Consider the following 22213-nt stretch of genomic DNA (forward strand, 5'->3'; position numbering starts at 1 on the left):
GCGCTGAACGTCTTTTATTTGAGGGAATACGTTGTGGGATATTTCTAATTTTGTGATGACCAACACAAAACGCTGCGCGATACGTTTTTATCGAGAATAATCGAACGCAATCGATCGCCATCACAAAATTACTTGCTAATAAAGTGAGCAAAATCAGTGTTAATATAATGTTACACATGATAACCGTTTGTATTTTTTAGATTGAATTTTAATAAATGCAATGTTTCTTTACAAACAAATATGGCGAAAAAATGTGATGCATGACGTTATTTAATCGCCACCATCATTAAAATATAATTAAATTTGATAAGTTGTTTATTAAATTTAAGCGCCATCTTGCCTGATAATCGCTCTGTAATTGATTGAAATATAGCCTTTCGCGGTTTTAAGAAATAGCAGACAAAATGATGTCGTTATAGCCATAAAAAATCGTTATCCCCCCATCTTTTTTTGATTAAAGTCAGGGTAAAGTGAGATCGATATTTGGTATCTATCTGATTAGTAAGAGATTTCAATTTTAATAATAGTCTTACAAAATGTAAGTCAAGGGGATTTGTGAGTGGTAGCACATATCCTTGTTCGCTTAATTTGGTACACTTCCTGCCGTCAATAAAGTAATTAGCGCAGGTCGATATGAATACTATTACGCTCCCTAAAACACAGCACTTAGTGGTCTTTCAGGAAGTCATTAGAAGCGGTTCTATCGGCTCAGCTGCAAAAGAATTAGGTTTAACTCAACCCGCTGTCAGTAAAATCATCAATGATGTTGAGGCTTATTTTGGTATTGAGTTAGTTGTACGTAAAAATACTGGTGTGACATTGACTCAGGCAGGTCAGGTGATGCTCTCATGGTCTGAATCTATTACCCGTGAAATGAAAAACATGGTTGATGAGATGAACAGCATGACGAGCAATGCGGTCGTTGATGTGTCGTTTGGCTTTCCTTCACTGATTGCCTTCACCATCATGTCCGGCATGATTAAAAAATTCAAAGAAGTGTTCCCGAAAGCGCAGGTTTCTATGTATGAAGCTCAGCTCTCCTCCTTCTTACCGGCGATTCGTGACGGACGTCTGGACTTCGCCATCGGTACGCTGAGTGATGAGATGAAACTGCACGATCTGCATGTTGAGCCGCTCTTTGAGTCAGACTTTATCCTGGTTGCCAGCAAGTCCCGAACATGCACCGGCATCACCTCGCTGAGCGCGTTGAAAAACGAACAGTGGGTGTTGCCACAAACGAATATGGGGTACTACAGCGAACTTCTTACCACGTTACAGAATAATGGCATCAGCAGTGAAAACATCGTTAAAACAGACTCTGTCGTTACGATTTATAATCTTGTTCTCAATGCTGATTTCTTAACAGTAATTCCCTGCGATATGACCACACCGTTTGGCTCAAACCAGTTTATTACTATCCCGGTAGAAGAAACCTTACCCGTCGCGCGTTATGCCGCCGTGTGGTCGAAAAATTATCGAATTAAAAAAGCAGCATCTATTTTGGTGGAATTAGCCAAAGAGTATTCATCATATAATTGTCGGAGACGAAGGCAATTAATTGAAATTGATTAAAGATTGAATTTGTTTTAACACGAAATCAACGCCATCTGTCTATATCTGACAATGGTCACGGCTATCTATTTACTTTAATACCCAGGTAAGAGGTTCTAATGCACATTACATACGATCTCCCAGTTGCAATTGAAGATATCCTCGAAGCGAAAAAAAGACTTGCGGGGAAAATTTATAAAACGGGAATGCCTCGCTCTAACTATTTTAGTGAACGTTGCAAAGGGGAAATTTTCCTCAAATTTGAAAACATGCAGCGTACCGGTTCATTTAAAATCCGTGGTGCTTTTAACAAACTCAGTTCATTAACTGAAGCTGAAAGATGTAAGGGCGTGGTGGCTTGCTCTGCAGGTAACCATGCGCAAGGCGTTTCTCTCTCCTGCGCTATGCTCGGAATCGACGGCAAAGTGGTGATGCCGAAAGGCGCACCAAAGTCTAAAGTAGCGGCAACCTGCGATTATTCTGCAGAAGTTGTACTGCACGGCGACAACTTCAACGACACCATCGCTAAGGTTAGCGAGATTGTGGAAACTGAAGGCCGTATCTTTATTCCACCATATGATGACCCGAAAGTTATTGCTGGTCAGGGCACTATTGGTCTGGAAATTCTGGAAGATCTGTACGATGTCGATAACGTGATTGTGCCAATTGGCGGTGGTGGACTGATTGCTGGTATTGCGGTGGCAATTAAATCTATTAACCCGACCATTAAAATTATTGGCGTGCAGTCTGAAAACGTGCACGGCATGGCGGCTTCTTTCCACGCTGGAGAAATAACCACGCACCGAACGACCGGCACCCTGGCGGATGGTTGTGACGTTTCCCGCCCGGGTACTTTAACGTATGAAATTGTTCGTGAGTTGGTGGATGACATTGTCCTGGTCAGCGAAGATGAAATTCGCAACAGCATGGTGGCATTAATTCAGCGAAATAAAGTTGTGACTGAAGGTGCCGGCGCGCTGGCATGCGCAGCATTATTAAGCGGGAAATTAGATAGCTATATCCAGAACAGAAAAACAGTCAGCATTATTTCTGGCGGTAATATCGACCTTTCTCGTGTATCTCAAATTACTGGTTTAGTTGACGCTTAATATACTTCGTTGAGGATAGGATATGAGTACTACTGATAGCATTGTATCCAGCCAGACAAAACAGTCGTCCTGGCGCAAATCGGACACCACCTGGACACTGGGTTTATTTGGTACAGCCATCGGCGCTGGGGTGCTGTTCTTCCCTATCCGCGCAGGTTTTGGCGGACTGATCCCCATTCTGATCATGCTGGTGCTAGCATACCCCATCGCCTTCTATTGCCACCGTGCGCTGGCACGCCTGTGTCTTTCCGGTTCTAACCCTTCCGGCAACATCACAGAAACGGTTGAAGAGCATTTTGGTAAAACGGGCGGCGTGGTTATCACGTTCCTCTACTTCTTTGCGATTTGTCCGCTGCTGTGGATTTATGGCGTCACCATTACCAACACCTTTATGACCTTCTGGGAAAACCAGCTGCAGATGCCAGCGTTAAACCGTGGTTTCGTGGCGCTCTTCCTGCTGCTGTTGATGGCATTCGTCATCTGGTTTGGTAAAGATCTGATGGTTAAAGTGATGAGCTACCTGGTATGGCCGTTCATTGCCAGCCTGGTGCTTATTTCTCTGTCCCTGATCCCATACTGGAACTCTGCAGTTATCGATCAGGTTGATCTCAGCAATATCGCACTGACCGGTCATGACGGCATCCTGGTTACCGTGTGGCTGGGTATTTCCATCATGGTGTTCTCTTTCAACTTCTCACCGATTGTTTCTTCCTTCGTGGTCTCCAAACGTGAAGAGTATGAGAAAGATTTTGGTCGCGAGTTCACCGAGCAGAAGTGTTCTAAAATCATCTCTCGCGCCAGTATGCTGATGGTTGCCGTGGTTATGTTCTTCGCCTTTAGCTGCCTGTTCACGCTGTCTCCGGCAAACATGGCGGATGCGAAAGCACAGAACATTCCAGTACTGTCTTACCTGGCAAACCACTTCGCTTCACTGTCCGGTACGAAGTCCACCTTCGCGACCGTTCTGGAGTACGGTGCTTCAATCATCGCACTGGTTGCTATCTTCAAATCTTTCTTCGGCCACTATCTGGGCACGCTGGAAGGTCTGAACGGTCTGGTGCTGAAGTTTGGTTACAAAGGCGATAAAACGAAAGTTTCTGCCGGCAAACTTAATACCATCAGCATGATCTTCATCATGGGCTCCACCTGGGTTGTGGCTTACGCCAACCCGAACATCCTGGACCTGATTGAAGCAATGGGCGCGCCGATTATTGCCTCTCTGCTCTGCCTGCTGCCGATGTATGCCATCCGTAAAACGCCATCACTGGCGAAATACCGTGGCCGTCTGGATAACGTGTTTGTTACCGCGATTGGTCTGCTGACCATCCTGAACATCGTCTACAAACTGTTCTAATCCTTAAGCTCAGGATGAGCGGAGTAGTGAAATGAATGAGTTTCCGGTAGTACTGGTTATTAACTGTGGTTCGTCTTCTATTAAATTCTCAGTGCTGGATGCAGCAAACTGTGAAGTTTTAATGGCGGGGATCGCAGACGGTATTAACTCTGAAAATGCGTTCATAGCAATTAATGGAGGAGAGCCAGCTAAGCTGGCTCACCACAGCTACGAAGATGCATTAAAAGCAATTGCCGTTGAACTAGAGAAACGTAATTTAATGGACAGCGTGGCCTTAATTGGCCACCGCATTGCCCACGGCGGAAATATCTTTACTGAATCAGCAATTATTACTGACGAAGTTATCGATAATATTCGCCGGGTATCGCCATTAGCCCCGTTACATAATTATGCGAACCTGAGTGGGATCGAATCCGCTCAGCACCTTTTCCCGGGTGTGCAGCAGGTTGCGGTATTTGATACCAGCTTCCACCAGACGATGGCTCCTGAGGCCTATCTGTACGGTTTACCGTGGAAATATTTTGAGGAGTTGGGCGTTCGTCGTTATGGCTTCCACGGCACGTCGCATCGCTATGTTTCTCAGCGAGCACATGAGCTTCTCGAACTGCAGAGTGATGACTCCGGTCTGGTTGTGGCGCACCTGGGCAACGGCGCGTCAATCTGTGCGGTACGTAATGGACAGAGCGTTGATACCTCAATGGGCATGACGCCGCTGGAAGGGCTGATGATGGGCACACGCAGCGGCGACGTCGATTTCGGCGCCATGGCGTGGATTGCCAGCGAAACCAACCAGACGCTGAGCGACCTTGAGCGCGTAGTGAATAAAGAGTCCGGTTTACTGGGTATTTCCGGTTTGTCCTCTGACTTACGTACGTTGGAAAAAGCCTGGCACGAGGGACATGAGCGTGCGCAGCTGGCGATTAAAACGTTTGTACATCGTATTGCACGCCATATCGCTGGACATGCCGCATCGCTGCATCGTCTTGATGGGATTATTTTCACCGGCGGAATTGGTGAGAACTCGGTATTAATTCGTCGTCTGGTTATTGAACATCTCGCTGTTTTAGGGGTGAATATTGACAGCGAAATGAATAGCCTGCCAAATTCCCATGGCGAAAGAATTATCTCTAATAAAGATGCTCGTGTTATTTGTGCGGTAATTCCCACAAATGAAGAGAAAATGATTGCGCGTGATGCCATTACCTTAGGCAAAATTAATACACCAGTAGAATTTGCATAATTAATTTTCAGCAGAGAGATTATTTTTCATGAAGGTAAATATCGATACCAGCGATATGCTGTATGCCGAAGCCTGGAATGGCTTTAAAGGTACGGACTGGAAAGAAGAAATTAATGTCCGTGATTTTATTCAGCACAACTATACGCCTTATGAAGGGGATGAATCTTTCCTCGCCGAAGCAACGCCTGCGACCACTGCACTGTGGGAAAAAGTCATGGCGGGCATCCGTATTGAAAACTCGACGCACGCGCCGGTTGATTTCGATACCAATATTGCTACCACGATAACCGCGCATGATGCGGGTTATATTGAACAAGAACTGGAAAAAATCGTCGGTCTGCAAACGGATAAGCCGCTCAAGCGTGCTCTGCATCCGTTTGGCGGCATCAACATGATCAAAAGCTCTTTTGATGCTTATGGTCGTGAGATGGATGCTGATTTTGAATACCAGTTTACTGAACTGCGTAAAACCCATAACCAGGGCGTATTCGACGCCTACTCTCCGGATATGCTGCGCTGCCGTAAATCCGGCGTGCTGACCGGCCTGCCGGATGGTTACGGTCGTGGTCGTATCATCGGTGACTACCGCCGCGTTGCGCTGTACGGTATCCGCTATCTGGTGCGCGAGCGTGAACTGCAGTTTGCCGATCTCCAGTCGAACCTGGAGTGGGGCCAGAATCTTGAAGCCACGATTCGTCTGCGCGAAGAGCTGTCTGAGCACCGTCGTGCCCTGCTGCAAATGCAGGAAATGGCGGCGAAATATGGCTGTGATATCTCCCGTCCGGCGCGTAATGCGCAGGAAGCGGTGCAGTGGGTGTACTTTGCTTACCTGGCTGCGGTGAAATCGCAGAACGGCGGCGCTATGTCGCTGGGCCGTACCGCATCGTTCCTCGACATTTACATTGAGCGCGATTTCAAAGCGGGAATTTTAAACGAGCAGCAGGCGCAGGAGCTGATCGACCACTTCATTATGAAGATCCGTATGGTGCGCTTCCTGCGTACGCCGGAATTCGACACCCTGTTCTCAGGCGACCCAATCTGGGCGACCGAAGTTATCGGCGGTATGGGGCTGGATGGCCGCACGCTGGTGACGAAAAACTCGTTCCGTTACCTGCATACGCTGCACACCATGGGCCCGGCGCCTGAGCCGAACCTGACGGTGCTGTGGTCTGAGCAGCTACCAATTGCCTTCAAAAAATACGCCGCTCAGGTGTCTATCATCACCTCGTCTTTGCAGTATGAAAACGACGATCTGATGCGTGCCGACTTTGACAGCGATGACTATGCCATTGCCTGCTGCGTCAGCCCGATGGTTATCGGCAAGCAAATGCAGTTCTTCGGGGCGCGTGCCAACCTCGCCAAAACGTTGCTGTACGCAATCAACGGCGGTGTGGATGAGAAACTGAAAATCCAGGTCGGGCCGAAAACTGCGCCGCTGATGGATGACGTGTTGGACTACGACACGGTGATGGAGAGCCTGGACCACTTTATGGACTGGCTGGCCGTGCAGTACATCAGTGCGCTGAACATCATCCACTACATGCACGACAAGTACAGCTACGAAGCTTCGCTGATGGCGCTGCACGATCGTGATGTCTATCGCACGATGGCCTGTGGTATGGCGGGTCTGTCCGTGGCGGCGGATTCTCTGTCGGCTATCAAATACGCTCGCGTGAAACCGATTCGCGATGAAAATGGTCTGGCGGTTGATTTCGAAATCGAAGGCGACTATCCGCAATACGGCAACAACGATGAGCGCGTAGACAGCATTGCCTGCGACCTGGTCGAACGCTTTATGAAGAAAATTAAGGTGTTGCCAACCTACCGTAACGCGGTGCCGACGCAGTCTATTCTGACCATCACCTCCAACGTGGTGTACGGACAGAAAACCGGTAACACGCCGGACGGACGTCGCGCAGGTACGCCGTTTGCGCCAGGGGCGAACCCGATGCACGGCCGCGATCGCAAAGGTGCGGTAGCGTCGTTAACCTCGGTCGCCAAACTGCCGTTCACCTATGCCAAAGACGGTATCTCGTACACCTTCTCCATTGTGCCGGCAGCGCTGGGCAAAGAGGATGGAGTGCGTAAAACCAACCTGGTCGGCCTACTGGACGGTTACTTCCACCATGAAGCGCATGTGGAAGGCGGTCAGCACCTGAACGTTAACGTTATGAACCGTGAAATGTTGATGGATGCTATTGAGCACCCGGAAAACTATCCGAACCTGACGATCCGCGTGTCTGGCTATGCGGTGCGCTTTAACGCGCTGACCCGCGAACAGCAGCAGGATGTTATTTCACGTACTTTCACCCAGGCGCTCTGACGCCGGAGGGATTATGAGAAAAGTTATTGCAACCGAATGTGCGCCAGGGGCGATTGGGCCTTACGTACAGGGTGTGGATCTGGGCAGCATGGTATTGACGTCAGGTCAAATCCCGGTGTGTCCGCAGACCGGTGAAGTGGCTGAAAACGTATCCGATCAGGCGCGTCAAAGCCTGGAAAACGTGAAAGCGATCGTCGAGTCCGCAGGTTTGAAAGTGAGCGATATCGTGAAGACGACCGTTTTCGTTTCCGACCTGAACGACTTCGCCACCATTAACCAGGTGTACCAGCAGTTCTTTGATGAGCACAAGGCAATCTACCCCACACGCAGTTGCGTGCAGGTCGCCCGCTTACCAAAGGATGTGAAGCTGGAGATTGAAGCCATCGCCGTACGTGGCGATACGCTGTAATCCCTTGCGGGGCGATCTCAGGATCGCCCCGATCCTTAATGAGTGTGAAACCTGGTCTTCACTGAACGGCAATCCGAGGGTGTGGATATGATTAGCGCATTCGATATTTTTAAGATTGGCATTGGACCTTCCAGCTCCCATACCGTGGGGCCAATGAACGCAGGTAAAAGCTTTATCGATCTGTTGGTCAGCAGCGGGGAACTCCCCAAAGCTACGCATATTGTGGTCGATCTTTATGGATCGCTTTCCCTGACCGGAAAAGGTCATGCGACAGATGTCGCCATCATGATGGGACTGGCCGGTAACAGTCCGCAAAACGTTAATATAGATTCTATCGCTGGTTTTACTCAGGAAGTGGCCCGTACCGGACGTTTACCGGTTGCAGAGGGCACGCATGTTGTCGATTTTTCCCCAGACGAAAATATTCTCTTTCATACCGAAACGCTGCCGCGCCATGAAAATGGCATGCGTATTACCGCGTGGAACGGCACCGAGACACTATTAAGCAAAACCTATTACTCCGTCGGCGGTGGTTTTATCGTTGAAGAGGAGCAATTTGGTCAGGCGCATGATGTTGAAGCACACGTGCCCTACAATTTTCATTCCGCCAGCGAACTGCTGAAACTGTGTGAGCGTAACGGGCTGTCCGTTTCCGGTCTGATGATGCAGAACGAACTGGCGATGCGCAGCAAAGAAGAAATCGATGCTGGCTTTGCCGCCATCTGGGATGTCATGCACGCCGGGATTGAGCGCGGCATGAACACTGAAGGCGTTCTGCCTGGCCCGCTTAACGTTCCGCGTCGCGCCGTGGCATTACGTCGGTTACTGGTTTCCAGCGATAATCTGTCCAGCGACCCGATGAACGTTATTGACTGGATCAACATGTTCGCGCTGGCCGTGAGCGAAGAAAACGCCGCCGGATGCCGGGTTGTGACGGCACCGACCAACGGAGCATGCGGGATTATCCCTGCGGTCCTGGCCTATTACGACAAGTTCCGCCGTCCGGTGAATGCGAACTCCATTGCTCGTTATTTGCTGGCCGCGGGGGCGATAGGTGCGCTGTATAAGATGAACGCCTCTATTTCTGGTGCCGAAGTCGGCTGCCAGGGTGAAATTGGCGTAGCCTGTTCAATGGCGGCAGCCGGGCTGACCGAGTTGCTTGGCGGTAGCCCGTCACAGGTTTGCATTGCGGCGGAAATCGCCATGGAGCATAACCTGGGGCTGACCTGCGATCCGGTCGCCGGACAGGTGCAAATACCGTGTATTGAACGCAATGCGATCAACGCGGTAAAAGCCGTCAACGCCGCACGTATGGCGCTACGTCGCACATCTGAGCCACGCGTTTCGCTCGATAAAGTGATCGAGACCATGTATGAAACAGGCAAAGATATGAACGACAAATACCGTGAAACGTCACGCGGTGGCCTGGCGATTAAAGTGGTTTGTACCTGAAGTTAAAAGCCGAGCCTGATGGCGCCCAGCTTTCAGGCCTACGGTTTGCGCGCGTTGTAGGCCGGATAAGGCGCAAGCGCCGCCATCCGGCAATGAATGAATTAATCAACATAGCAGAATAAAAAAGGTGCACTTTAGTGCACCTTTTTTGTTGTGATCGGCTTCAAAATTAGAAATTACATTCTTTATGTGAGTTTAAAAGAGAAAATATTTCTTAACTTTTAGAAATTACAGGGGTTTGTTTGTGAAGTTTTTCTCTGACCCTGCGCGTATGATTTCTTCATTACTCCAATAGCTCGCCTGCACCTAAGTACTGCGTATCGCATTGAAGCAGTACGAAAAAAATATAAAAACCTCTACCTACACATTGAGCGGAAAATTATGGAAACGGCAACGAATAGTAGCGTAATACTCGACGCATCTGCTCCGGCACGTCGGGCGGGAATGACCGAAAGCGAATGGCGCGAAGCTATTAAATTCGACAGCACGGATACCGGCTGGGTCATTATGAGTATCGGTATGGCAATTGGCGCGGGGATTGTTTTTCTTCCTGTCCAGGTAGGATTGATGGGGCTGTGGGTGTTCTTGCTCTCGTCTATCATCGGCTACCCAGCCATGTATCTGTTCCAGCGCCTGTTTATCAACACGCTGGCTGAGTCTCCAGAGTGTAAAGACTACCCGAGCGTGATCAGCGGCTATCTGGGTAAGAACTGGGGCATCCTGTTAGGTGCGTTGTATTTTGTGATGCTGGTTATCTGGATGTTCGTTTATTCCACCGCCATCACCAATGACAGCGCCTCTTATCTGCACACGTTTGGTGTGACTGAAGGTTTACTGTCCGACAGCCCGTTCTATGGCCTGGTGCTGATTTGCATCCTGGTGGCCATCTCGTCGCGCGGGGAACAAATGCTGTTTAAAATCTCCACCGGCATGGTACTGACCAAGCTGCTGGTTGTGGCAGCGCTTGGCGTGTCGATGGTGGGGATGTGGCATCTGCATAACGCAGGTTCACTGCCGCCAATGGCGTTACTGATCAAAAATGCGATCATCACGTTGCCGTTTACGCTGACCTCGATCCTGTTTATTCAGACCTTAAGCCCGATGGTTATCTCATACCGTTCACGCAACAAATCCATTGAAGTGGCACGCCATAAAGCCCTGCGTGCCATGAACATCGCGTTCGGTATTTTGTTTGTTACCGTCTTTTTCTACGCCGTTTCCTTCACGCTGGCGATGGGCCACGACGAAGCGGTTAAAGCTTATGAGCAGAACATCTCCGCTCTGGCGATTGCTGCGCAGTTTATCAATGGTGCGGGTGCTGGCTGGGTGAAAATCGTCAGCGTTATTCTGAACATTTTCGCCGTTATGACCGCTTTCTTCGGCGTCTACTTAGGTTTCCGCGAAGCGACTCAAGGGATCGTGATGAACGTGCTGCGCCGCTACATGCCGGCTGAGAAAATCAACGAAACCTTTGTTCAGCGCGGCATTATGATTTTTGCCATCCTGCTGGCCTGGAGCGCAATTGTGCTCAACGCGCCGGTACTGAGCTTCACCTCTATTTGTAGCCCTATCTTCGGCATGGTGGGTTGTCTGATCCCAGCCTGGCTGGTCTACAAAGTTCCTGCACTGCACAAATACAAAGGCGCTTCCCTGTATCTGATTATTTTCACGGGCCTGCTGCTGTGCGTTTCTCCGTTCCTGGCATTTTCCTGAGATATTTGAGCAAAGGTTGTTGTTATGTTTGAGACTACATTGAATCCATTATGGGATAGTTTTATCCGCGCAGTGCAGGAAGAAGTTAAGCCTGCGTTGGGCTGTACGGAACCTATCTCTCTGGCTCTGGCGGCGGCTGTCGCCTCCTCTGAGCTGGACGGCGCGGTTGAACGCATTGATGCGTGGGTCTCACCGAACCTGATGAAAAACGGCATGGGCGTTACCGTGCCGGGTACCGGAATGGTCGGGTTACCTGTCGCGGCGGCGCTGGGGGCGCTGGGGGGAAATGCCCGTGCCGGTTTAGAGGTACTGAAAGATGCGTCGCCACAAGCGATCGCCGATGCGAAAGCGATGCTGAGCGCTGGCAAGGTTGCGGTGATGCTGCAGGAGCCTTGCGAGGACATCCTCTTTTCCCGTGCGAAGGTTTACAGCGCTGAAGGATGGGCGTGCGTGACTATTGTTGGCGGCCATACCAACATCGTACACATCGAGACCAATAAGGGCGTAGTGTTCACCACAGAACAGAATGCTCAGGCAGAGGAACAGGAGTCACCGTTGGCGGTATTGTCTCACACCTCGCTGGAAGAGATTCTGGCGTTCGTGAATGCGGTACCGTTTGAGTCAATTCGCTTTATTCTCGACGCGGCAAAGCTGAACGGTGCGCTGTCTCAGGAAGGGCTGCGCGGTAACTGGGGCTTGCACATCGGAACCACGCTTGAGAAGCAGTGCGCACGTGGCCTGCTGGCGAACGATCTCTCAACGGCTATTCTGATCCGTACCAGTGCGGCGTCGGATGCGCGAATGGGCGGGGCGACGCTGCCGGCCATGAGCAACTCCGGCTCCGGTAATCAGGGCATTACCGCGACTGTTCCGGTGATGGTGGTGGCCGAGCACTTTGGCGCGGATGAGGAGAAACTGGCACGTGCGCTAATGTTGTCTCACCTGAGCGCTATCTACATCCATCATCAGCTTCCACGTTTGTCTGCACTGTGTGCAGCAACCACGGCGGCGATGGGGGCAGCAGCGGGGATGGCATGGATCGTAGATGGTCGCTACAACACCATCGCGATGGCGATCAGCAGCATGATTGGCGACGTGAGCGGAATGATATGCGATGGCGCTTCAAACAGCTGCGCGATGAAAGTCTCAACCAGCGCATCTGCGGCGTGGAAAGCGGTGCTAATGGCGCTGGATGATACTGCTGTAACCGGTAACGAAGGGATTGTGGCACATAACGTGGAACAATCTATCGCTAACCTGTGTGCGCTGGCGTGTCGTTCGATGCAGGAAACCGACAAGCAGATTATTGAGATCATGGCCAGTAAGGCACATTAATCTGTAGGCCGGGTAAGGCATTGCTACCACCCGGCATAAGTCTAAGCCGCCTGTTCAGGCGGCTTCTTCGTCTTCCAGCCGTAGCTCGGCATCGGCCACAATCGCTTCCAGCTCTGTCAGCATTTCTTCATAGCCGAAGGTAACTGTTTCCTGTTTTTTCGGTTCAACCTGCGGCTGGCGTTTTTTTGATGATTTCTTGCTCAATAGTCGTACTCCATTGTTTTCCCTGACTATACGGGCAAATCTATCAGCAAAGCGCGCAGCGGGGTATCGGCGACTAACGTTATGTTAGTTTCGTCACGAATAAATGCCCCATCGCCACAGGTGAGCGCTTCTTTTTCGGCGCCAGACGTCACCGCATGGAACCTGCCGTGAATCGACTGTAAATAAGCACGTGGCCCATGTAACTGAAAACTCAGCGATTCACCTTGCTGCAGCTCAACGTGGTGCACCCATACCTGTTGGCGCAGATGCAGGCTGCCTTGTTCACCGTCCGGCGAGGCCAGCAGTTGATGCTTACCGGTACCCAGCGTGGCCTTCTGTACGCAGGCATTTTCACGCTGCGGGCAGGCGTCCAGCCAGAGCTGCATCCGGGTTAACGGTTTGTCTTTGCTGATATTGTGTTCGCTATAGCTAATCCCGGGTTGTGTCGCGAGCAGTAAAACTTCACCTGCTTTGGCCTTGATATGGTTGCCTTCGCTGTCGCGGTATTCTGCTTCCCCTTCGAGGATCAGATTAACGATATCCACCTTCGGATAGGTCCGTGGCTGGAAAGAGGCCCCCGGTGCCAGAACTTCCTGGTTCAGAACACGCAGCGAGGCATAACCCAGCAGTTTAGGATCAAAATAGTGTCCAAAGGAGAAGGTATAACGGGCCTGCAGCCAGCCGTAGTCTGCTTGCCCGCATTGTTTGGCTGTACGGGTAGTAATCATAGTTCTTGACCTCTCTTTACTTCCTTTTATGTTAAATGGCTAGACGCTGCATTGTTAGCCAGATATTCTGCCCGGTATGTTCAAATTTCCTGAATGAGAACGAAATGGCCAAAGAAAGGGCTTTAACGCTTGAAGCGTTACGCGTTATGGACGCAATAGACAGGCGCGGTAGTTTTGCTGCAGCGGCAGATGAACTGGGACGCGTTCCTTCCGCACTTAGCTATACCATGCAGAAGTTGGAGGAGGAGCTGGACGTGGTGCTGTTTGACCGTTCAGGTCATCGCACAAAATTCACTAACGTTGGGCGTATGTTGCTGGAGCGTGGGCGTGTACTGCTGGAAGCTGCGGATAAACTGACCACCGACGCTGAAGCGCTGGCTCGCGGTTGGGAAACGCATCTGACCATTGTTACCGAAGCACTGGTGCCGACGGCGGCGTTTTTCCCGCTGATCGACAGGCTTGCCGGGAAGGCCAATACCCAGCTTTCCGTTATTACCGAAGTTCTGGCCGGGGCGTGGGAGCGTCTGGAGCAGGGGCGGGCGGATATCGTGATTGCGCCGGATATGCATTTTCGCTCATCCTCAGAAATCAACTCGCGCAAGCTGTACTCGCTGATGAATGTCTATGTAGCGGCTCCGGATCATCCTATCCATCAGGAGCCGGAACCGTTATCGGAAGTCACCCGCGTGAAATACCGTGGGATCGCGGTGGCGGATACCGCCCGTGAACGTCCGGTGCTGACGGTTCAACTGCTGGATAAGCAGCCGCGTCTGACGGTGAGTACGATAGAAGATAAACGTCAGGCACTGTTGGCTGGATTGGGCGTGGCGACGATGCCGTACCCGCTGGTGGAAGAGGATATTGCCGCTGGTCGGCTGCGGGTCGTTAGTCCGGAATCGACAAGCGAGATAGATATTATTATGGCCTGGCGTCGTGACAGCATGGGTGAGGCGAAATCCTGGTGTCTGCGGGAAATCCCCAAGCTGTTTGCGGGTAAATAGCCTGACTGTTACGCCGGATGCGGTGCAATTGCACCTAATCCGGCCTACAAAAGGGTGTATGATGTCAGGACAGTTGTTTAGGGTCAGCGCCGAAGCGGTTGCTCCCCTGAGTCCCGTTTTGACAGTTGAAAATGATGATCACCAACCAGCCTACGATCGGGATCAGCAACACCAGTAACCACCAGGCTGAACGATCGGTGTCATGTAAACGCCGGAACTGTACCGCCCACCACGGGATAAAGACCAGAACCCCATAAATCGTCGTTAATATGCCTTCTCCCCCGGCGCGTTCCCAGCCAAGCATTCTGTCCAGAATACCCAGCACGAACGTGAAGATGATGTTGACTAGCACAAACATCCAGTATTCTTTACGACGTGCGCGGCCACCAAAACCAAAGTAATTCTTTAATACGTTTAAATACCAATCCATTTTTGCCTCGTTCTGCATTCAATTACTTGTTTTTAAAGCAATCAAATTAAGAATAGCCGTGAATGAAATGATGGTAAATATTTGCGGTATTAATTATTTAGCCCCCAGATGGGGGCCTGTGTAAATCAGGAGAAACGCTCGTCACGCCCGTGGGGTTCGTTGAGGTCCTGCCACGGCCCAACAGAAATAATGCCAGTCGGGTTAATGGTTTTGTGGCTACGGAAGTAGTGATTGCGGATGTGATCGAAATTGACAGTTTCCGCAATGCCCGGCATCTGGTAGATATCGCGCAGGAAACCGTACAGATTCAGATAGTCACTAATCCGGTGTTTATCGCACTTGAAGTGCGTCACATACACGGGATCAAAGCGCACCAGCGTGGTCCACAGGCGAATGTCGGCTTCCGTTAGTTGATCGCCGGTCAGGTAGCGATGTTGCCCAAGGATCTGCTCCAGTCGTGCCAGAGATTGAAAGACTTTATCCACGGCGTCGTCGTAGGCTTCCTGACTGGTGGCAAATCCGGCTTTATACACGCCGTTATTAACGTTGTCATAAATCCAGCCGTTCAGCTCGTCGATTTTGCTTTGCAGGGCTGGTGGATAGTAATCGCCGGCTTTCGCGCCCAGCGCATCAAACGCGGTGTTAAACATGCGGATGATTTCTGCAGATTCGTTGCTGACAATAGTGTGGTTCTTTTTGTCCCACAGTACCGGAACGGTCACCCGACCGCTGTAGTGTGGATCGGCGTGTAAATAGAGCTGATAAAGAAATTCGTGCTGATACAGGGTATCGCCGGTTGCCGCCGGGAAGTTGTCGTCAAAGGTCCAGCCGTTTTCCAGCATCAACGGATGCACAACGGACACGGAAATAAACGGTTCCAGCCCTTTGAGTTTGCGCAAAATCAGCGTGCGATGCGCCCACGGACAGGCCAGAGAAACGTAGAGATGATAGCGGTCTTTTTCGGCAACAAAGCCACCTTCACCGGTTGGGCCAGGCGCGCCATCCGCGGTGAGCCAGTTACGGAAAGCCGATGCAGAACGTTGAAATTTTCCACCGGTTGATTTGGTATCGTACCAGGTGTCATGCCAGACGCCGTCAATCAGTTGTCCCATTTTATCGCCTCCTCAGATAGCAAAAGCGAGGAGATATCTCCTCGCTTTTTGATGTGTTCAGTATAGTTTGATTACCACTTTTTATTCAGTACGCGGTCAATACTAAATGCGCCTGGACCGGTGATAGCCAGCAACAGGAAACCGCCTGCGATGGTCAGGTTTTTCATGAACATCAGGGAGTTCACACCTTCCGCAAAGTTGCTGTGGAAGAGGAACGCTGTCAGCAATGTGAAGCCTGCGGTGAACAGCGCAGTTGTACGGGTCAGGAAACCGAACAGAATTGCCAGACCGCCACCAAACTCAAGCAGAATCACCAGCGGCAGCATAAATCCTGGGACGCCCATGGCTTCCATGTACTGTTGGGTACCCGCATATCCGGTGATTTTTCCCCAACCTGCGGTAATAAACAGGATTGGCATCAGAATGCGCGCTACCAGTACACCAACATCTTCTAATTTCTTCATCATACTCTCCAGGAAACCACTCAGGCGGCTTATTGTGTTTTTTTGTGCATCGACGCTGCAGAGCGCGTCGTTGCTGTCGATGGAGAGAATCATAAACGTGCTTAATGAGAATTGTTAGCAAGGAAAACTGTCAGTATTTTTCAAAAATTTTGAGGTTGGGGGAGAGGAAGGGATTAGCCGCGCAGTTGCTGCTGTCTGATGGTCGATTTCACCAGACGCCAGATACTCCAGACGCTAAAGCCGCGCTTAGCCCAGCGTACCAGCAGATTCGGGTTACGGATGGTGCGAACCGCCATAATACTGCTCCCGACTAACACCCAGCCACGCAGATTCAGTAGCGTCTTCCAGCCACGATCGTAGACCTCGGTGGCTTCCAGCCAGTCGCGGCGAGTAGCAGACAGATCCAGCCGTTGCTGCTGGATCTGTCCAAGCAGTTGCGCCTTACGTTGTTGACGTTCGACTTTGCTGCTCATTATGCATCATCCTCCAGGGCTTGCCTGTCATTAGCGAGTTCCTGGCGTGTATGGCGTAGCAGCGTTGTTTTACGCGCTTTACGCAGCGTCCATATCCCGCCAATCAGCGCTAACAGCAACAGCACAACGGTGGTGGCAATCATGGCGTTCAGGCGGTATTGAGGGTCAATGGCCCAGATGATAAGCACCATCAGGCTCATCAGGCCAAACGCCGCGAACAGCATAGTTAGCCCAAGCATAAGCAGGATCTGGATGAGGTTGGCTTTTTCCTCTTCCAGCTCAACGACGGCCAGCCGTAGCCGCGTCTCTACGATCTCAACGAGAATCGTCAGGATCCGCTGTCCAATACCCAGTACGCCTTTGCCTGGACCTTGTGCGTGTTGAGAATCAGCCATTATTAACGGCGCGACAACAGTACACCAAGCACCACACCGACTGCAGCGCCAATGCCGACGCCTGTCCATGGGTTTTCGCGCACGTAGTTATCGGCTTTAGCCGCGGCCTCACGGGTCTGTTTGGCAATCACATCGCTGGTTTCACTCAGGCGATGGCGGCTCTCGCGCAGCGCATGTTCGGCTTTGCTGCGAATTTTACTCATCTCTTCCTTCGACTTATCGCCAGAGGAGCTAAGTACTTCTTCAAGCGTATCCGCAAGAGATTTCAGCTCAGCGCGCAGGTTTTCCGTAGCATTATCTTTCGACATAGTTTTCTCCAGTTGAGTGGCTAGTTACCGTACTTAGTAATCGCGGGTCTCGAGTTCTTTCAGCTCTTTCTGAGCTTCAGCAAGCTTATGCTCGCGCTTTGCTACCTTATCCGCATCGCCTTTTTGCTTTGCCTCGGCTAAGTCACGTTGACGCTCGGCAATCTCATTTTTCTGCTCGGCGATTTTTTTCTGATGGTTGGCGCGCAGTTTGCTGTCAGTACAGTTTGCCCTGACTTCGCTCAGCGCTTTGTTCAGCCCATTGATACGGCTCTGATTGTTGTGTTTTTCGGCATAGCTAATCTCCCGCTGAATGTCTTGTTCTTTTTCCTGACAGAGGGTGTTGGCGTAGCTGCCGGCACTGAGAGCGAAAAGGCTAATTGCCAAAGCGATGCGGTATTTCATTCTTGACCTTCCATTGTGATTCGACCTCGTGGTGTAGGGTCGATGCTCCAGAATAATAAAACGTTGGGTCATAAGCCCAGTTTATTAATCATAGGCGCTAAACGGTGAAATCACCAAAGTAAGTGATCTAATTCAGATTCCTGGAAATTAACCAAAGCGATGTGGCGTATCACGTAAGCGGGATAACCACTGAACCGCCTGATTATCATCATCCTGCTGAGCGATAACGAAACCGTGCGGTAGCGTTCGATCCAGTACGACCTTAGCCGCTGCGCTCTGCGCGCTGGAATCAAAGGTAATCAGCAGTGCGTCATTTTGCGGAGTGATGCTTTTAAAACGAATGCCGTTGGCATCCAGGTGATGCCAGATAGAGAAGCCATCAGGCATGCTGACTCCCTGGTTTACGGCACGAATGGCAAGCGTTGATTCCTGCTGGCGAATGACCGACCAGGTCAGGAGCAACGCGCCGATGAACAACATAAAAGTGGTGGACCAGGCAAGTCGTCGGAGCGTTATGCATGATTTCAGCATAATTTACCCTCGGTTCCCGTATTTCTTTTTCCAAAGAACAACCAGTGAACCTGCCAGACCAAACACCAGTAACACCACGGGAAGCAGCATCAGACAAGACATCAGCTGATCTTCATATTTGAGAAACACCGGTGTTTTGCCCAGCAGATAACCCAGCGATGTGAGAATAAGGACCCAAAGCAGTCCGCTCATCCAGTTGAAGAACTGAAAGCGCGCATTGTTCAGGCCAGACAATCCTGCGATGGTCGGCAGTAATGTTCTGACAAACGCGATAAAGCGGCCGACCAGCAGTGCAGACAAGCCATGCTTATGGAACAGATGATGCGCACGCTGATGATAATGTGCAGGAAGATGAGATAACCAGTTTTGCACGGTGCGGGTATTACCCAACCATCGACCTTGTATATAGCTGAGCCAGCAACCAAGGCTGGCTGCGGTGGTGAGCAGCAGTACCGTTTGCGGAAAACCCATCGCGCCTTTGGCAATAAGTACGCCGACCAGTACCAGCAAACTGTCGCCAGGTAAAAAGGCTGCTGGCAGCAGTCCGTTTTCCAGAAACAAAATAGTAAAGAGTACAAAATAGAGCATGCCAATCATGGAAGGATTGGCCAGCGTTTCAAAATCCTGAGCCCATAAAGCATTTAGTAATTGAGTCAGTAGTTCCATTCAATATTCCTGGAGAATCGGTTGTCGTCATGCCGGTTTTTGGGATTTTGTAACACCACGATTTTATTAATATTTTTTACATGACTTGTGGTCTGTTACAAACTCACGGCCTGAACTATTCCCTGTAAAGTTGTGAAGTTAGCAAGCTCTTAAACACAAAAATTCAAACAGCATCTAATTGTAACAAAGGTCAACGTAGTCCGTTATAGAAATTACGGTTGTTGAACTGTGATTTTGCTTATCGCAATGGAGGGAGGCGAGAGGATTTACACAGGCTGACACTTTATACCTAACGCTTACCAAGTGTCAGAAACAGGCGCGTGGTCGCGCCTGCATTGATAAGATTGTTTATTTTGCGCTGTTAGCCGCTGTATCGAGGTGAACGACCGGATTTTCGGTAAATAGATAACGGTCCGCGTTGAACTCAAAATCATCGCTGGTTTCGTTAAACAGCATCTGCTTCGTGTTCTCAAGATGCTGCCACATCGCCAGTTTGGCGGCATGAGGATCTTTGCGAATCAGCGCCCGCAGGATCTGGTCATGGTCATCACACCAGTTATCAACCGTGCGCAGATCGATGTGGTCGTGTAATTTCTTCCAGTAGGGGTTGTGAATACGCTGAGTCCACATTTTTTCAACAATCGCGGCCAGAGCAGAGTTCTGCGTTGCCAGGGCGACCTGCACATGGAACTGGAGATCCCACTCGGAGTCACGAAAGCTTTTTTCGTTACGTGATTTCTCCTGAATCTCCATCAGCTTCATGATGTCCTGTTTGGTCACCTGGGTGGCGGCAAACTCGGCAATGTTACTCTCAATGAGCTGACGCGCCTGGAGCAATTCAAAAGGACCGTAGCTGGCGAACTCCAGGTTTTCATCTGGCGCGACATAGTGCCTGGGTTGGTTGGAAATGACGTGGATCCCCGATCCTTTGCGCACCTCAACGTAACCCTCAACCTCGAGCATGATAATTGCTTCACGAACCACGGTACGGCTGACATTTTTTTCATCGGCGATAAAGCGCTCGGCGGGGAGTTTATCACCCACCAGATAGACGCCCTGCTCAATGCGTTCTTTCAGATCAGCAGCCAGTTGTTGGTACAAACGTCGTGGTTCGGTGATTTCCATATGCGCTCCAGGTATGATACGGCAGACTATATTTGTTATACCACTTTTGCGATTACGGCTCCACTCGCGGCGATAAAAAAGCCGCCAGATAACTGGCGGCTTCGCATTATATACCCTTGTTATGTTGCATCGGGCTAATTTTGCGGAGCGGGATCGCCAGTCTGTGATCCTGAATCGACCTCGCTGGCCGATTTGTTCTGCAATACCGTCCAGATGACTAACGCACCGAGCAGGTCGAATACCGCCAGTACGGCGAACAGCGGGCTAAAGCCGATGGTGTCAGCCAGTGCGCCAACAACCAGTGCAAACAGCGTACTTGCAAGCCAGGCGGACATACCGGTCAGGCCGTTTGCCGTTGCCACTTCATTACGACCAAATACGTCAGAAGAGAGCGTAATCAGCGCGCCGGACAGCGCCTGGTGAGCAAAGCCGCCAACGCACAGCAGGGCGATAGCAATATATGGGCTGGTGAACAGGCCAATCATCCCTGGGCCAATCATCAGCAATGCGCCCATGGTGACGACCATTTTACGTGAAACGATCAGGTTAACGCCGAACCAGCGCTGGAACAGCGGCGGTAAGTAGCCCCCAACGATACAGCCCAGGTCAGCAAACAGCATCGGCATCCAGGCAAACATCGCAATCTCTTTCAGGTTAAAGCCGTAGACTTTAAACATGAACAGCGGGATCCAGGCGTTGAAGGTACCCCAGGCCGGCTCTGCCAGGAAACGTGGCAGCGCGATGCCCCAGAACTGGCGGTTACGCAGGATCTGACCGAGCGACATTTTTTTCGAGGTCGCATTTTTATGCTGTGATTCCTGACCATTCAGAATGTAATCACGTTCTTCATCAGACAGTTTTTTCTGGTCGCGCGGGTGTTTGTAGAACACAAGCCAGCACATCGCCCAGATGAAGCTCAGCGCACCGGAAATAATGAATGCCATCTGCCAGCTGTGCATGACGATTGCCCAGACCACCAGCGGAGGAGCAATCATCGCACCGATAGAAGAACCGACGTTAAAGTACCCTACGGCAATTGAACGTTCTTTTGCCGGGAACCACTCAGAGCTGGCTTTCAGACCCGCAGGGATCATTGCGGCTTCAGCAGCACCTACCGCTCCACGCGCCAGCGCCAGTCCACCCCAACTGCCAGCCAGTGCGGTCGCGCCACAGAAAACGGCCCACAGAACGGCGAACATCGCGTAACCCACTTTTGTGCCGAGCACATCGAGCACGTAGCCGGCAACGGGTTGCATTACGGTGTAAGCAGCAGAATACGCTGCGATGATATAGGAATACTGTTGAGTGGAGATGTGTAACTCTTCCATCAGAGTTGGCGCAGCTGCCGCCACAGTGTTACGTGTCAGGTAACCCAGCACGGTGCCAAGCGTCACCAGTGCAATCATGTACCAACGTAACCCTTTAATTTTACGCATGTAAAACCTCATCGTTTTGTTATGTCCGCGAACGAGCGGTCATCTTCCAGTTCAGGGCGGAGGATGTTCTTTTACGAGGGGGACCGAAAAAAAGCCGGTACTCCCCGAACTTTGCCATGTCAATAATTGTGCTAATTCGGTTTCCGTACCGGTCAATCCGATGGTTATACATCGGTAACTTGCATTCCGTCGGCTTATGTATCGCGACGGCCAAAAGATAACTTGTCATACAACTTTAAAAGGTGAGTGCCATCACAAAAGTGTGAATCTTCGTGTGGTCATTATTTCGATTCAGCAAAGCCAGCGCTGGCGCGGCTTGACGCCTGGTTTACCTCTTTGAGAGTAATTTTTTTGTCACCATTTGTTGATCTAACTCACGAAAATATCTTCAGTGCATGGAAATTGGTGTGATAACTTTGTCAACATCAAAACATAAGCAATCTGACGCACTC

23 protein-coding genes are annotated in these 22213 nt (G+C 50.6%); 10 read left to right on the forward strand and 13 right to left on the reverse strand.

Features of this window, described 5'->3' with window-relative positions; translation table 11 throughout:
• The first annotated feature begins 633 nt into the window (after window positions 1-633).
• From tdcA to BZK41_RS12185, 9 genes are all read left to right on the forward strand, one after another.
• Window positions 634-1572: a transcriptional regulator TdcA gene (gene tdcA / locus BZK41_RS12145; protein ID WP_003828596.1), complete on the forward strand. Its 939-nt coding sequence runs from the start codon at window positions 634-636 to the stop codon at window positions 1570-1572.
• A gap of 98 nt (window positions 1573-1670) precedes the next feature.
• Window positions 1671-2660, forward strand: coding sequence for a bifunctional threonine ammonia-lyase/L-serine ammonia-lyase TdcB (tdcB, locus tag BZK41_RS12150; RefSeq protein WP_003828594.1), 990 nt, complete (start codon window positions 1671-1673; stop codon window positions 2658-2660).
• 22 nt (window positions 2661-2682) lie between these two features.
• The gene (gene tdcC / locus BZK41_RS12155) at window positions 2683-4014 is read left to right on the forward strand and encodes a threonine/serine transporter TdcC (protein ID WP_079938296.1); all 1332 of its coding nucleotides are present in this window, start codon (window positions 2683-2685) and stop codon (window positions 4012-4014) included.
• A 31-nt stretch (window positions 4015-4045) separates the two neighbouring features.
• Entirely contained in the window at window positions 4046-5254 is a 1209-nt protein-coding gene (tdcD, locus tag BZK41_RS12160; RefSeq protein WP_079938297.1) for a propionate kinase, read from the forward strand.
• 28 nt (window positions 5255-5282) lie between these two features.
• On the forward strand, window positions 5283-7577 hold the full coding sequence (gene pflB / locus BZK41_RS12165; RefSeq protein WP_043017750.1) for a formate C-acetyltransferase: 2295 nt from the start codon (window positions 5283-5285) through the stop codon (window positions 7575-7577).
• A gap of 13 nt (window positions 7578-7590) precedes the next feature.
• Entirely contained in the window at window positions 7591-7986 is a 396-nt protein-coding gene (locus tag BZK41_RS12170) for an enamine/imine deaminase (RefSeq protein ID WP_003024870.1), read from the forward strand.
• Between the two features lie 87 nt (window positions 7987-8073).
• Complete coding sequence (gene tdcG, locus BZK41_RS12175; protein ID WP_079938298.1) at window positions 8074-9438, forward strand: L-serine ammonia-lyase; 1365 nt, start codon at window positions 8074-8076, stop codon at window positions 9436-9438.
• A 381-nt stretch (window positions 9439-9819) separates the two neighbouring features.
• Window positions 9820-11151 carry an amino acid permease gene (locus BZK41_RS12180; protein WP_079938299.1) on the forward strand — a complete coding sequence of 444 codons (1332 nt, stop codon included), beginning with the start codon at window positions 9820-9822 and terminating at the stop codon, window positions 11149-11151.
• Window positions 11152-11175: 24 nt separating this feature from the next.
• Window positions 11176-12486 (forward strand): serine dehydratase subunit alpha family protein, encoded by a 1311-nt coding sequence (locus tag BZK41_RS12185; RefSeq protein WP_079938300.1) that lies wholly within the window; start codon window positions 11176-11178, stop codon window positions 12484-12486.
• A 54-nt stretch (window positions 12487-12540) separates the two neighbouring features.
• Here the strand turns inward: BZK41_RS12185 and BZK41_RS26935 are convergent, their stop codons facing one another.
• Window positions 12541-12690 (reverse strand): hypothetical protein, encoded by a 150-nt coding sequence (locus BZK41_RS26935; protein ID WP_003828578.1) that lies wholly within the window; start codon window positions 12688-12690, stop codon window positions 12541-12543.
• Between the two features lie 26 nt (window positions 12691-12716).
• The gene (locus BZK41_RS12190; protein WP_003024860.1) at window positions 12717-13418 is read right to left on the reverse strand and encodes a pirin family protein; all 702 of its coding nucleotides are present in this window, start codon (window positions 13416-13418) and stop codon (window positions 12717-12719) included.
• 104 nt (window positions 13419-13522) lie between these two features.
• Between BZK41_RS12190 and yhaJ the strand changes: the two genes are divergently transcribed.
• Window positions 13523-14419 (forward strand): DNA-binding transcriptional regulator YhaJ, encoded by an 897-nt coding sequence (gene yhaJ / locus BZK41_RS12195; RefSeq protein ID WP_003024855.1) that lies wholly within the window; start codon window positions 13523-13525, stop codon window positions 14417-14419.
• A gap of 64 nt (window positions 14420-14483) precedes the next feature.
• On the opposite strand, the gene BZK41_RS12200 is transcribed toward yhaJ, so the two are convergent.
• The 11 genes from BZK41_RS12200 to BZK41_RS12250 form a co-directional block, all read right to left on the reverse strand.
• Entirely contained in the window at window positions 14484-14849 is a 366-nt protein-coding gene (locus tag BZK41_RS12200; protein WP_016154623.1) for a DUF805 domain-containing protein, read from the reverse strand.
• A gap of 125 nt (window positions 14850-14974) precedes the next feature.
• Window positions 14975-15961, reverse strand: coding sequence for a glutathionyl-hydroquinone reductase YqjG (gene yqjG, locus BZK41_RS12205; protein ID WP_079938301.1), 987 nt, complete (start codon window positions 15959-15961; stop codon window positions 14975-14977).
• A gap of 71 nt (window positions 15962-16032) precedes the next feature.
• On the reverse strand, window positions 16033-16425 hold the full coding sequence (locus tag BZK41_RS12210; RefSeq protein WP_003024847.1) for a DoxX family protein: 393 nt from the start codon (window positions 16423-16425) through the stop codon (window positions 16033-16035).
• A 173-nt stretch (window positions 16426-16598) separates the two neighbouring features.
• The gene (locus BZK41_RS12215) at window positions 16599-16898 is read right to left on the reverse strand and encodes a YqjK-like family protein (RefSeq protein ID WP_003024845.1); all 300 of its coding nucleotides are present in this window, start codon (window positions 16896-16898) and stop codon (window positions 16599-16601) included.
• Window positions 16898-17293, reverse strand: coding sequence for a phage holin family protein (locus BZK41_RS12220; RefSeq protein WP_003828567.1), 396 nt, complete (start codon window positions 17291-17293; stop codon window positions 16898-16900). Before BZK41_RS12220 ends, BZK41_RS12215 begins: the two co-directional genes overlap by 1 nt.
• 2 nt (window positions 17294-17295) lie before the next feature.
• On the reverse strand, window positions 17296-17601 hold the full coding sequence (locus BZK41_RS12225; protein WP_003024832.1) for a YqjD family protein: 306 nt from the start codon (window positions 17599-17601) through the stop codon (window positions 17296-17298).
• A gap of 33 nt (window positions 17602-17634) precedes the next feature.
• Window positions 17635-18003 carry a DUF1090 domain-containing protein gene (locus BZK41_RS12230; protein ID WP_003024825.1) on the reverse strand — a complete coding sequence of 123 codons (369 nt, stop codon included), beginning with the start codon at window positions 18001-18003 and terminating at the stop codon, window positions 17635-17637.
• A 147-nt stretch (window positions 18004-18150) separates the two neighbouring features.
• On the reverse strand, window positions 18151-18519 hold the full coding sequence (gene mzrA, locus BZK41_RS12235; protein WP_172313174.1) for an EnvZ/OmpR regulon moderator MzrA: 369 nt from the start codon (window positions 18517-18519) through the stop codon (window positions 18151-18153).
• Between the two features lie 18 nt (window positions 18520-18537).
• Window positions 18538-19200: a DedA family general envelope maintenance protein YqjA gene (gene yqjA / locus BZK41_RS12240; RefSeq protein WP_003828561.1), complete on the reverse strand. Its 663-nt coding sequence runs from the start codon at window positions 19198-19200 to the stop codon at window positions 18538-18540.
• Window positions 19201-19548: 348 nt separating this feature from the next.
• The gene (gene exuR, locus BZK41_RS12245; RefSeq protein WP_003828559.1) at window positions 19549-20325 is read right to left on the reverse strand and encodes a transcriptional regulator ExuR; all 777 of its coding nucleotides are present in this window, start codon (window positions 20323-20325) and stop codon (window positions 19549-19551) included.
• Window positions 20326-20459: 134 nt separating this feature from the next.
• Window positions 20460-21761 (reverse strand): MFS transporter, encoded by a 1302-nt coding sequence (locus tag BZK41_RS12250; protein ID WP_003828557.1) that lies wholly within the window; start codon window positions 21759-21761, stop codon window positions 20460-20462.
• Window positions 21762-22213 lie beyond the last annotated feature (452 nt).

Source organism: Citrobacter sp. A316, from assembly GCF_002042945.1.
Classification (GTDB): domain Bacteria; phylum Pseudomonadota; class Gammaproteobacteria; order Enterobacterales; family Enterobacteriaceae; genus Citrobacter; species Citrobacter portucalensis.

Excerpts from the sequence above, each read along its gene's own strand:
- tdcA (WP_003828596.1), top strand. The coding sequence starts at position 634 with ATGAATACTATTACGCTCCCTAAAACACAGCACTTAGTGGTCTTTCAG.
- tdcB (WP_003828594.1), top strand. The coding sequence starts at position 1,671 with ATGCACATTACATACGATCTCCCAGTTGCAATTGAAGATATCCTCGAA.
- tdcC (WP_079938296.1), top strand. The coding sequence starts at position 2,683 with ATGAGTACTACTGATAGCATTGTATCCAGCCAGACAAAACAGTCGTCC.
- tdcD (WP_079938297.1), top strand. The coding sequence starts at position 4,046 with ATGAATGAGTTTCCGGTAGTACTGGTTATTAACTGTGGTTCGTCTTCT.
- pflB (WP_043017750.1), top strand. The coding sequence starts at position 5,283 with ATGAAGGTAAATATCGATACCAGCGATATGCTGTATGCCGAAGCCTGG.
- BZK41_RS12170 (WP_003024870.1), top strand. The coding sequence starts at position 7,591 with ATGAGAAAAGTTATTGCAACCGAATGTGCGCCAGGGGCGATTGGGCCT.
- tdcG (WP_079938298.1), top strand. The coding sequence starts at position 8,074 with ATGATTAGCGCATTCGATATTTTTAAGATTGGCATTGGACCTTCCAGC.
- BZK41_RS12180 (WP_079938299.1), top strand. The coding sequence starts at position 9,820 with ATGGAAACGGCAACGAATAGTAGCGTAATACTCGACGCATCTGCTCCG.
- BZK41_RS12185 (WP_079938300.1), top strand. The coding sequence starts at position 11,176 with ATGTTTGAGACTACATTGAATCCATTATGGGATAGTTTTATCCGCGCA.
- BZK41_RS12190 (WP_003024860.1), bottom strand. The coding sequence starts at position 13,418 with ATGATTACTACCCGTACAGCCAAACAATGCGGGCAAGCAGACTACGGC.
- yhaJ (WP_003024855.1), top strand. The coding sequence starts at position 13,523 with ATGGCCAAAGAAAGGGCTTTAACGCTTGAAGCGTTACGCGTTATGGAC.
- BZK41_RS12200 (WP_016154623.1), bottom strand. The coding sequence starts at position 14,849 with ATGGATTGGTATTTAAACGTATTAAAGAATTACTTTGGTTTTGGTGGC.
- yqjG (WP_079938301.1), bottom strand. The coding sequence starts at position 15,961 with ATGGGACAACTGATTGACGGCGTCTGGCATGACACCTGGTACGATACC.
- BZK41_RS12210 (WP_003024847.1), bottom strand. The coding sequence starts at position 16,425 with ATGAAGAAATTAGAAGATGTTGGTGTACTGGTAGCGCGCATTCTGATG.
- BZK41_RS12215 (WP_003024845.1), bottom strand. The coding sequence starts at position 16,898 with ATGAGCAGCAAAGTCGAACGTCAACAACGTAAGGCGCAACTGCTTGGA.
- BZK41_RS12220 (WP_003828567.1), bottom strand. The coding sequence starts at position 17,293 with ATGGCTGATTCTCAACACGCACAAGGTCCAGGCAAAGGCGTACTGGGT.
- BZK41_RS12225 (WP_003024832.1), bottom strand. The coding sequence starts at position 17,601 with ATGTCGAAAGATAATGCTACGGAAAACCTGCGCGCTGAGCTGAAATCT.
- BZK41_RS12230 (WP_003024825.1), bottom strand. The coding sequence starts at position 18,003 with ATGAAATACCGCATCGCTTTGGCAATTAGCCTTTTCGCTCTCAGTGCC.
- yqjA (WP_003828561.1), bottom strand. The coding sequence starts at position 19,200 with ATGGAACTACTGACTCAATTACTAAATGCTTTATGGGCTCAGGATTTT.
- exuR (WP_003828559.1), bottom strand. The coding sequence starts at position 20,325 with ATGGAAATCACCGAACCACGACGTTTGTACCAACAACTGGCTGCTGAT.
- BZK41_RS12250 (WP_003828557.1), bottom strand. The coding sequence starts at position 21,761 with ATGCGTAAAATTAAAGGGTTACGTTGGTACATGATTGCACTGGTGACG.